The organism is Kitasatospora sp. NPDC057518 (assembly GCF_042802075.1).
Taxonomy (GTDB): domain Bacteria; phylum Actinomycetota; class Actinomycetes; order Streptomycetales; family Streptomycetaceae; genus Kitasatospora.
On record NZ_JBHVEU010000403.1, the window covers coordinates 1 to 8,271 of the forward strand.

The 8,271-nt window shown below is 71.7% G+C and carries 9 protein-coding genes; all 9 read right to left on the reverse strand.

The features are described from left to right. Window positions 1–40 precede the first annotated feature (40 nt). Window positions 41–592, reverse strand: coding sequence for an adenine phosphoribosyltransferase (locus ACFU7Z_RS31140; protein WP_049651822.1), 552 nt, complete (start codon window positions 590–592; stop codon window positions 41–43). Between the two features lie 28 nt (window positions 593–620). Next, window positions 621–1,721, reverse strand: a complete 1,101-nt coding sequence (gene secF / locus ACFU7Z_RS31145) for a protein translocase subunit SecF (protein ID WP_380781162.1) — start codon at window positions 1,719–1,721, stop codon at window positions 621–623. Window positions 1,722–1,725: 4 nt separating this feature from the next. Continuing rightward, window positions 1,726–3,513, reverse strand: a complete 1,788-nt coding sequence (gene secD, locus ACFU7Z_RS31150; RefSeq protein ID WP_380781165.1) for a protein translocase subunit SecD — start codon at window positions 3,511–3,513, stop codon at window positions 1,726–1,728. A gap of 147 nt (window positions 3,514–3,660) precedes the next feature. Next, window positions 3,661–4,068 (reverse strand): preprotein translocase subunit YajC, encoded by a 408-nt coding sequence (yajC, locus tag ACFU7Z_RS31155; protein WP_053112055.1) that lies wholly within the window; start codon window positions 4,066–4,068, stop codon window positions 3,661–3,663. A 260-nt stretch (window positions 4,069–4,328) separates the two neighbouring features. Next, entirely contained in the window at window positions 4,329–5,399 is a 1,071-nt protein-coding gene (gene ruvB, locus ACFU7Z_RS31160) for a Holliday junction branch migration DNA helicase RuvB (RefSeq protein WP_049651426.1), read from the reverse strand. 53 nt (window positions 5,400–5,452) lie between these two features. Next, window positions 5,453–6,064 carry a Holliday junction branch migration protein RuvA gene (gene ruvA, locus ACFU7Z_RS31165; RefSeq protein ID WP_074002376.1) on the reverse strand — a complete coding sequence of 204 codons (612 nt, stop codon included), beginning with the start codon at window positions 6,062–6,064 and terminating at the stop codon, window positions 5,453–5,455. Further along, the gene (ruvC, locus tag ACFU7Z_RS31170; protein ID WP_380781168.1) at window positions 6,061–6,612 is read right to left on the reverse strand and encodes a crossover junction endodeoxyribonuclease RuvC; all 552 of its coding nucleotides are present in this window, start codon (window positions 6,610–6,612) and stop codon (window positions 6,061–6,063) included. The genes ruvA and ruvC overlap by 4 nt, the downstream gene beginning before the upstream one ends. Window positions 6,613–6,764: 152 nt before the next feature. Further along, window positions 6,765–7,523: a YebC/PmpR family DNA-binding transcriptional regulator gene (locus ACFU7Z_RS31175; protein ID WP_049651428.1), complete on the reverse strand. Its 759-nt coding sequence runs from the start codon at window positions 7,521–7,523 to the stop codon at window positions 6,765–6,767. A gap of 89 nt (window positions 7,524–7,612) precedes the next feature. After that, a complete protein-coding gene (gene pdxT, locus ACFU7Z_RS31180; protein WP_049651445.1) occupies window positions 7,613–8,230 on the reverse strand; it encodes a pyridoxal 5'-phosphate synthase glutaminase subunit PdxT in 618 nt (205 codons plus the stop codon). Between the last annotated feature and the right edge of the window lie 41 nt (window positions 8,231–8,271).

The following is an 8,271-nucleotide window of genomic DNA, read 5'->3' on the forward strand; positions in this document are numbered from 1 at the left end:
GCGGTCGGATGTCCCGACCGCCGTCCTCCCGACGGGTCCCTCAGACCGTGACCAGCGTCTCCAGCGGAGCGCCGCCCAGGTGCCCGGCCAGCCGCTCGCGGCCGTCCAGGAAGCCCAGCTCCATCAGCACCACGACGCCCGCCAGCTCGGCCCCGGCCTCCTTCACCAGGTCCAGCGAGGCGCCGATGGTGCCACCGGTGGCCAGCACGTCGTCCACCACCAGCACCCGCTCACCGGGCGTGAAGGCGTCGCACTGCACCTCCAGCGTCGCCGAGCCGTACTCCAGCTCGTACGAGCGCCGGAACACCTCGCCGGGCAGCTTGCCCTGCTTGCGGATCGGCACGAAGCCGAGCCCGGCCGCGAAGGCCGCCGGGGCCGCCAGCACGAAGCCGCGCGCCTCCAGGCCCACGACCTTGGTCGCACCGAGCTCCGCGGCCCGGTCCGCCAGCGCCCGGGTGAGGGCGCCGAAGGCCTCGGCGTCGGCGAGCAGCGGCGCGATGTCCTTGAACAGCACACCCGGCTTCGGGTAGTCCGGGACGTCCCGGATCCGGCTGTTCAGCAGCTCGGCCAGTGCGGTGTCGGCGGTGGTCACGGTGGGTTCCTCGGGTTCGTGGTCGGGTTCAGCGCTTGGTGGACGGACGGCCCTTGGCACGGGTGCCGGCCGAGCGGCCACGCTGTCCGACCATACCCGCAGGCTGCTCCTCGTCGTCCGGCTCCCCGTCCGCCGTGACGGCGTCCCCGGCCTCCGCCTTGGCGGCGGCCGAGGCCCGGTGCTGGAGGACCCGCTTGCGCAGCGCCTTCATCTCCGGCTGCTCCTCCTTGAGCTGCGCCAGCAGCGGGGTGGCGACGCAGATCGAGGAGTAGGCACCGGCCGCGAGACCGATGAACAGCGCGAGCGAGATGTCGTTCAGGGTGCCGGCGCCCAGGAAGCCGCCGCCGATGAACAGCAGCGCGGCGACCGGAAGCAGCGCCACCACGGTGGTGTTGAGCGAGCGCACCAGGGTCTGGTTGAGGCCCGCGTTGGCGGCCTCGCTGTAGGTGAGCTTGTTCTGCTTGGTGATCCCCTTGGTGTTCTCCTTCACGGTGTCGAAGACGACGACCGTGTCGTAGAGGGAGTAACCGAGGATCGTCAGGAAGCCGATCACCGTACCCGGGGTGACCTCGAAGCCCACCAGGGCGTACACGCCGATGGTGATCAGGAGGTCGTGGATGAGGGCGACCAGCGCGGCCAGCGCCATCCGCCACTCGAAGGCGATCGCCAGGTAGACCGTCACCAGGACCATGAAGACGACCAGGCCGGTGAGCGCCTTCTGGGAGATCTGCTTGCCCCAGCTGGGGCCGATCACCTGGGCCTCGACGGTGTCCAGCGGCACGCCGAGCTTCTGGGAGAGCTCGGAGCGGATCTCGTCGGAGCTCTTCGGCTCCTCGGTGCTGACCTGGATGCGGATCTTGCCGTTGTCGGTCGACTGCACCAGCGGGTGCGAGGAGACGACCCCGTCGGCGGTTTCCTGCGCCTGGGAGACCGTCAGGCCGGGCTTGGCCACGGTGTAGACCGAGCCGCCCTTGAACTCGATGCCCAGGTGCAGGCCCATGGCCAGGCCGATCGCCGCGACCAGCACGATCACGCCGGAGATGGAGTACCAGAGCTTGCGGCGACCGACGAAGTCGAAGCTGACCTCGCCCTGGTAGAGCCGGTGGCCCAGGCTGGAGAAGCGTGACACGGTGTCAGGCCTCCTTCACGGCGGCAGAGGAGGGGTTACGGCGACGGCTGCTGCGAAGCGGCGGGCGGGCGCCCAGTCGCTTCGGGTCCAGGCCGGACCACGGGTGGCCGTTCAGGAAGAACTTGCGGCGGGCCAGCAGCGTGATCAGCGGCTTGGTGAAGAGGAAGATCACCACGACGTCGAGCGCGGTGGTCAGACCCAGGGTGAAGGCGAAGCCCTGGACCTTGCCGACCGAGACCACGTAGAGGACGGCGGCACAGAGGAAGGACACGAAGTCCGAGACCAGGATGGTGCGCCGGGCGCGCGGCCAGGCCCGCTGGACCGCCGGGCGCAGCGGGGCGCCCTCGCGGACCTCGTCGCGGATGCGCTCGAAGTACACGATGAAGGAGTCGGCGGTGATACCGATCGCGACGATCGCACCGCAGACCGCCGGCAGGTTCAGCGCGAAGCCGATCGCGTTGCCGAGCAGGCTCATGATCGAGTAGGTCAGGGCCGCCGAGACGAGCAGACCGGCGATCGAGACCAGGCCGAGGCCGCGGTAGTAGACCAGCGAGTAGGCGACCACCAGCAGCATGCCGATCGCGCCGGCCACCAGGCCGGCCTTGAGCTGGTCGCTGCCGAGCGCCGGGGAGACGGTGGTGATGTCGCTCTTGACGAACTCCAGCGGCAGGGCGCCGTAGCCGAGCACGTTGGACAGGTCCTGCGCCTCGGCCTGGGTGAAGCGGCCGGTGATCACGGCGCTGCCGCCGGGGATCGCGTTCTTGACCTCGGGGTGCGAGACGACCTGGTTGTCCAGGACGATCGCGAACTGGTTGTTCGGCGGGGCCTGGGTGGCGAGCTGGCCGGTGACCTTGGTGAAGTCGTCGGTGCCGTTGCCGTTGAACTGCAGCTGGACCTGCCAGCCGGCACCCGTCTGGGTGTCGAGGGTCGGCTGCGCCTTGGAGACGTCCGAGCCCTTCACGGCGACGGGGCCGAGGGCGAGCTTCTCGTAGTAGCCGTTCTCGGGCTTCTGCGAGCAGGCGACGACGGCCTTGTCGTCGGGGCCGGTCTGGGCGGTGCGGACCTCGGGCTTGGAGCAGTCGAGGGCGGCGAACGCGGCGCTCAGCTCCGGCGGCACGGTGCCCTGGGTCATCGCGGCGCTGAGGTCGGCGGCGCTCGGCGGGGTGGCCGCGGCGCTCGGGGCGCCGGTGGCGGGGGCGGTGGGCGCGGTGCTCGCGCCGGTGGCCGCGGCGGTCGGGCTGGCGCCCTCGGCGGCCAGCGCCTCGCTCTCGGGGCGACCCTGCTTGGTGGCGCTCGCGCCCGGGGACGGGGTGCCGGCCGTGGCGGCGGGCGGGGTCGCGCCCGGGGTGCCGGTGGCGGCGGCGGACGGGGTGCCCGTGGGAGCCGGGGCGGTGACGCCGCTGGGCGCCACGGCCAGGACCGGACGGAAGAACAGCTTGGCGGTGGTACCCACCTGGTCCGCCGCGTTCTGCTGGTTCCCACCCTTGGGGATGTTCACGATGATCGTGTTGTCGCCCTGGGTCTGGACCTCCGCCTCGGAGACACCCATACCGTTGACGCGGCGCTCGATGATCCCGGTGGCGATGTCCATGTTGGACTTGGTGATCGCCTTGGGGTCGGTCGACTTCGCGGTCAGCGTGATGCTGGTGCCACCGGCGAGATCGATCCCGAGCCGGGGCTTGGTGGTGCCCGTCCCGAACATGAGGGCGACCAGTCCGACGGTGACGACCAGGATGAGGGCCAGCGCCCGCCCTGGGTAGCCGTCGCGCGGGCGCGACTTGGGTGTTGCCACCTTGCTCGTTTCTCCCTGTCCATGCCACTTCCCCGACCGGACCCCCGTCCGGCTCGTGGCGGGACAGGGGTCCGGCGGTTCTGCGGCCCTGAGGTCCTGTGGGCTCGCGGCACTGTGCCGCGCGGCCGGGCGGGTTGCCCGTCCGTACTACTTGCTCGCGGGAGCCCCGCCCTCGACGTCGCCCTTCTCGGCGCTGTCCTTGGAGAGCGACAGCGGCTTGTCCTCGACCGGCTCGGCGTCGGCCTCCTCGGCCTCCGGCTCGGGCAGCTCGTCATCGGCGGGGCGGCCGTTGATGATCGCGTCGTACTCCTGGGGGTCCAGGACGGCCGCGATGGCGCTCTTGGTGAAGTGGGTGACCACGCCGGGCGCGATCTCCAGCTCGACGGTCTCGTCGTTGACCGCCTTCACCTGGGCGTACAGACCGCCGATGGTGCGCACACCGGCCCCCGGCTCCAGCGCCGTCTGCATCTGCTGCATCTGCGACTGGCGCTTCTTCTGCGACCGGAACATGAGCACGATCGCGATGATCGGGAGGAGAAGGATGATGAGGTTCACTGCAGCCAGGGTCCTTTACGGGCCGCCGGCCGGCGGCCTGTGTGGTATTGGTCGGCCCGTCAGGTGAGAGGGGCGGTCCGGCGGAGTCTAGGCGACCCCGAATCGATCGGACAACGCCAAGCATCGCATCATGCCGCCGAAAGTGGCGACCCTCCGCCTGCACAGTTTCCCCGGACGCCACTCCCGGCTCCCCCGTGCGCCACCACGGGAGCACCGGCCGGGAACCGACCGGCCCGACTCACCCGTTCAGCCGATGGCGGTCAACTTTCGTCGGCGGGGAACAGCTCCGACTGCGCCGGAACACGCCCGCGAGTGGTCTGGACCGGCGGGGTCAGGCCGAGGTGCTGCCAGGCGGCCGCGGTGGCGATCCGGCCGCGCGGGGTGCGGGCGAGCAGGCCCTCGCGGACCAGGAAGGGCTCGGCGACCTCCTCGACCGTCTCCGACTCCTCACCCACGGCGACCGCCAGTGTCGACAAACCGACCGGACCGCCGCCGAACAGCCGCAGCAGCGCGTCCAGCACCGCGCGGTCCAGCCGGTCCAGCCCGCGGGCGTCCACCTCGTAGACGTCCAGCGCCTGGGCGGCGATCCCGGCGTCGACCACGCCGTCGTGCCGGACCTGGGCGTAGTCGCGGACCCGGCGCAGCAGCCGGTTGGCGATGCGCGGGGTGCCGCGCGAGCGCCCGGCGATCTCGGCCGCGCCGGCCGGGTCTATCTCCACGTCCAGCAGCGCGGCCGAGCGGTGCACCACCCGCTGGAGCTCGGCCGGGGCGTAGAACTCCATGTGCCCGGTGAAGCCGAAGCGGTCGCGCAGCGGGGGCGGCAGCAGGCCGGCCCGGGTGGTGGCGCCGACCAGGGTGAAGGGCGGCAGCTCCAGCGGGATGGCGGTGGCGCCCGGGCCCTTGCCGACGATCACGTCGACCCGGAAGTCCTCCATCGCCATGTAGAGCATCTCCTCGGCCGGCCGGGACATCCGGTGGATCTCGTCGAGGAAGAGCACCTCGCCCTCGGTGAGCGAGGAGAGGATCGCCGCGAGGTCCCCCGCGTGCTGGATGGCCGGGCCGGAGGTGATCCGGATCGGGGCGCCCAGCTCGGCGGCGATGATCATGGACAGGGTGGTCTTGCCGAGCCCGGGCGGGCCGCTCAGCAGCACGTGGTCGGGCGCGCTGCCGCGCTGGCGGGCGGCCTGGAGCACCAGCGACAGCTGCTCGCGCACCCGCTCCTGGCCGATGAACTCGTCCAGCAGCTTGGGGCGCAGCGCCGCCTCCACCGCCTGGTCCTCACCGTCGGCGGCGGCCGTGACCAGCCGGTCGGTGGGTTCCGGGTCGTACATCGTCGCGGGCTCCAGAGTCTCCGGTGTCGACAAAAGGACAGATCGTCAGTTGGTCAGCGGGCACGGTTGAGGCCGCGCAGGGCGAGCCTGAGCAGGGCGCCGACGTCCGTCACCGCCTGCGCCTCGGCCTCCGGGGTGACGGCCGCGACCGCCTCGTCCGCCTCGCGCGGGGCGTAGCCGAGGCCGGTCAGCGCGGAGTGCAGCTGCTCGCTCCACGGCGCCGGGCCGCTCGCGACCGGCTTCTGCGCGGGCACCGCCCCGTGCGGGGCGCCGAGCTTGTCCTTGTACTCCAGCAGCAGCTTGGCCGCCTTGGCCTTGCCGATGCCCGGCACCGCGACCAGCGCCTTCTCGTCGCCGCCCGCGATCGCGGCGCGCAGCGCGTCGGGGCTGTGCACGCCCAGGATCGCCTGCGCCAGCTTGGGGCCGACGCCGGGCGCGGCCTGGAGGATCTCGAACACGGCGCGCTCATCGTCGTCCGCGAAGCCGAACAGGGTCAGCGAGTCCTCCCGGACCACCAGCGAGGTGGCCAGCCGGGCCGGCTCGCCCAGCCGCAGCCCGGCCAGGGTGTTCGGGGTGCACTGCACGGCCATGCCGACCCCGCCGACCTCGACCACCGCGATCCCGGAGGAGACGGCCGCCACGGGCCCTTGCACGAAGGCGATCATCGGACGGTGCCTTTCGGAAGAGTGGAGCGGGAGGTGGCGCGGGCGGCCCGGACGGCGGCCTCCAGCCGGTTGGTCGCCCCGCCGCGCCAGATGTGGCAGATGGCCAGCGCCAGCGCGTCGGCGGCGTCGGCGGGCTTGGGCGGCGCGTCCAGCCGCAGCAGGCGCTGCACCATGGCGGTGACCTGCGCCTTGTCGGCCCGGCCGGAGCCGGTGACGGCGGCCTTGACCTCGCTGGGGGTGTGCAGGGTGACGGGGATGCCGCGCCGGGTGGCGCAGAGCATCGCGACGGCGCTGGCCTGGGCGGTGCCCATCACGGTGCGGACGTTGTGCTGGGCGAAGACCCGCTCGACGGCCACCAGGTCGGGCCGGTGCTCGTCCAGCCAGGCCTCGATGCCCTGCTCGACCTGGAGCAGCCGCTCCCCGATCTCCGCCTCGGCGGGGGTGCGCACCACGCCGACCCCGGCCATCCGCAGCGGCCGGCCCGGCGTGCCCTCGACCACGCCGACCCCGCACCTGGTCAGCCCCGGGTCCACGCCCAGTACCCGCACCACTCGCCCGTCTCCCTACCACTCGCCACGAAGGACCTCCGCAGGCTACCGCCCGGGTCCGACAACCCCGCCGACGACACCGGCCCGGTGGTCCAGGGACCACCGGGCCGGGCAGTGGGGCCGGTCACCCACCGACGATCACTGGGCGGTGATCACTCGGCGTCGAGCTGCGCGCCGACCTCGTCGGAGATGTCGAAGTTGGCGAAGACGTTCTGCACGTCGTCGCTGTCCTCGAGCGCGTCGATCAGCTTCAGGATCTTGCGGGCGCCGTCGACGTCCAGCTCGACCTGCATGCTGGGGAGGAAGTTGGCCTCGGCCGAGTCGTAGTCGACGCCGGCGTCGACCAGCGCGGTGCGCACGGCGACCATCTTCGAGGCCTCGGAGACGATCTCGAACGAGTCGCCGAGGTCGTTGATCTCCTCCGGCTCCTGGTCCAGGACGACCTCGAACAGCTTGTCCTCGTCCACGCCGTCGGCCTTGGGGACGATGACGACACCCTTGCGGGTGAACAGGTACGAGACCGAGCCCGGGTCGGCCATCGAGCCGCCGTTGCGGGTCATCGCGACGCGCACGTCGGAGGCGGCGCGGTTGCGGTTGTCGGTGAGGCACTCGATCAGGACCGCGACACCGTTCGGGCCGTAGCCCTCGTACATGATGGTCTGGTAGTCGGCGCCGCCGGCCTCCAGACCGCCACCGCGCTTGACGGCGCGGTTGATGTTGTCGATCGGGACCGAGCTCTTCTTCGCCTTCTGGATGGCGTCGTAGAGGGTCGGGTTGCCCGCCGGGTCGGGTCCGCCGGTGCGCGCCGCCACCTCGATGTTCTTGATCATCTTGGCGAAGAGCTTGCCGCGCTTGGCGTCGATCACGGCCTTCTTGTGCTTGGTGGTAGCCCACTTAGAGTGGCCGGACATCGCCAGCTCCTTTACGTCGCCAAAGGGAAATGAACAGATGAGATCTTACCGGTGTCGCCGGCGGTGGGGCGCACACGGTGGGCGGCGGTCTACCGACCGGCGAGGTGCTCCTCGACCATCCGCACGAAGTACGCGTGGACCCGGTGGTCGCCGGTCAGCTCGGGGTGGAAGGAGGTGGCCAGCAGGTTGCCCTGGCGCACGGCGACGATCCGGCTCTCCGGCCCGTCCGCGGCGGGCAGCTCGGCCAGCACCTTGACGCCCGCGCCGACCCCCTCGACCCAGGGGGCGCGGATGAAGACGCCGTGCACCGGCGCGTCGTCCAGGCCCGCGAACTCGATCCCGGACTCGAAGGACTCGTTCTGGCGGCCGAAGGCGTTGCGGCGCACCGTCATGTCGATGCCGCCGACGGTCTGCTGGTCGTCGCGGCCGTCCAGGATCTTGTCCGCCAGCATGATCATGCCCGCGCAGGTGCCGTAGACCGGCATCCCGTCGGCGACCCGCTCGCGCAGCGGCTCCATCACGCCGAACAGCAGCGCCAGCTTGGACATGGTGGTGGACTCGCCGCCGGGGATCACCAGCGCGTCGACCTCGGCCAGCTCCTCGGCGCGGCGCACCGGACGGGCGAGCGCGTCGGCCTCGGCCAGCGCCACCAGGTGCTCGCGGACGTCGCCCTGGAGGGCGAGGACGCCGATGACAGGAGTGCTCACGGTCTTCAACCTCTATCGATCGTTACGACGGACTACGTCAG

Excerpts from the sequence above, each read along its gene's own strand:
- ruvB (WP_049651426.1), bottom strand. The coding sequence starts at position 5,399 with ATGTACGACCCGGAACCCACCGACCGGCTGGTCACGGCCGCCGCCGAC.
- ruvA (WP_074002376.1), bottom strand. The coding sequence starts at position 6,064 with ATGATCGCCTTCGTGCAAGGGCCCGTGGCGGCCGTCTCCTCCGGGATC.
- ACFU7Z_RS31175 (WP_049651428.1), bottom strand. The coding sequence starts at position 7,523 with ATGTCCGGCCACTCTAAGTGGGCTACCACCAAGCACAAGAAGGCCGTG.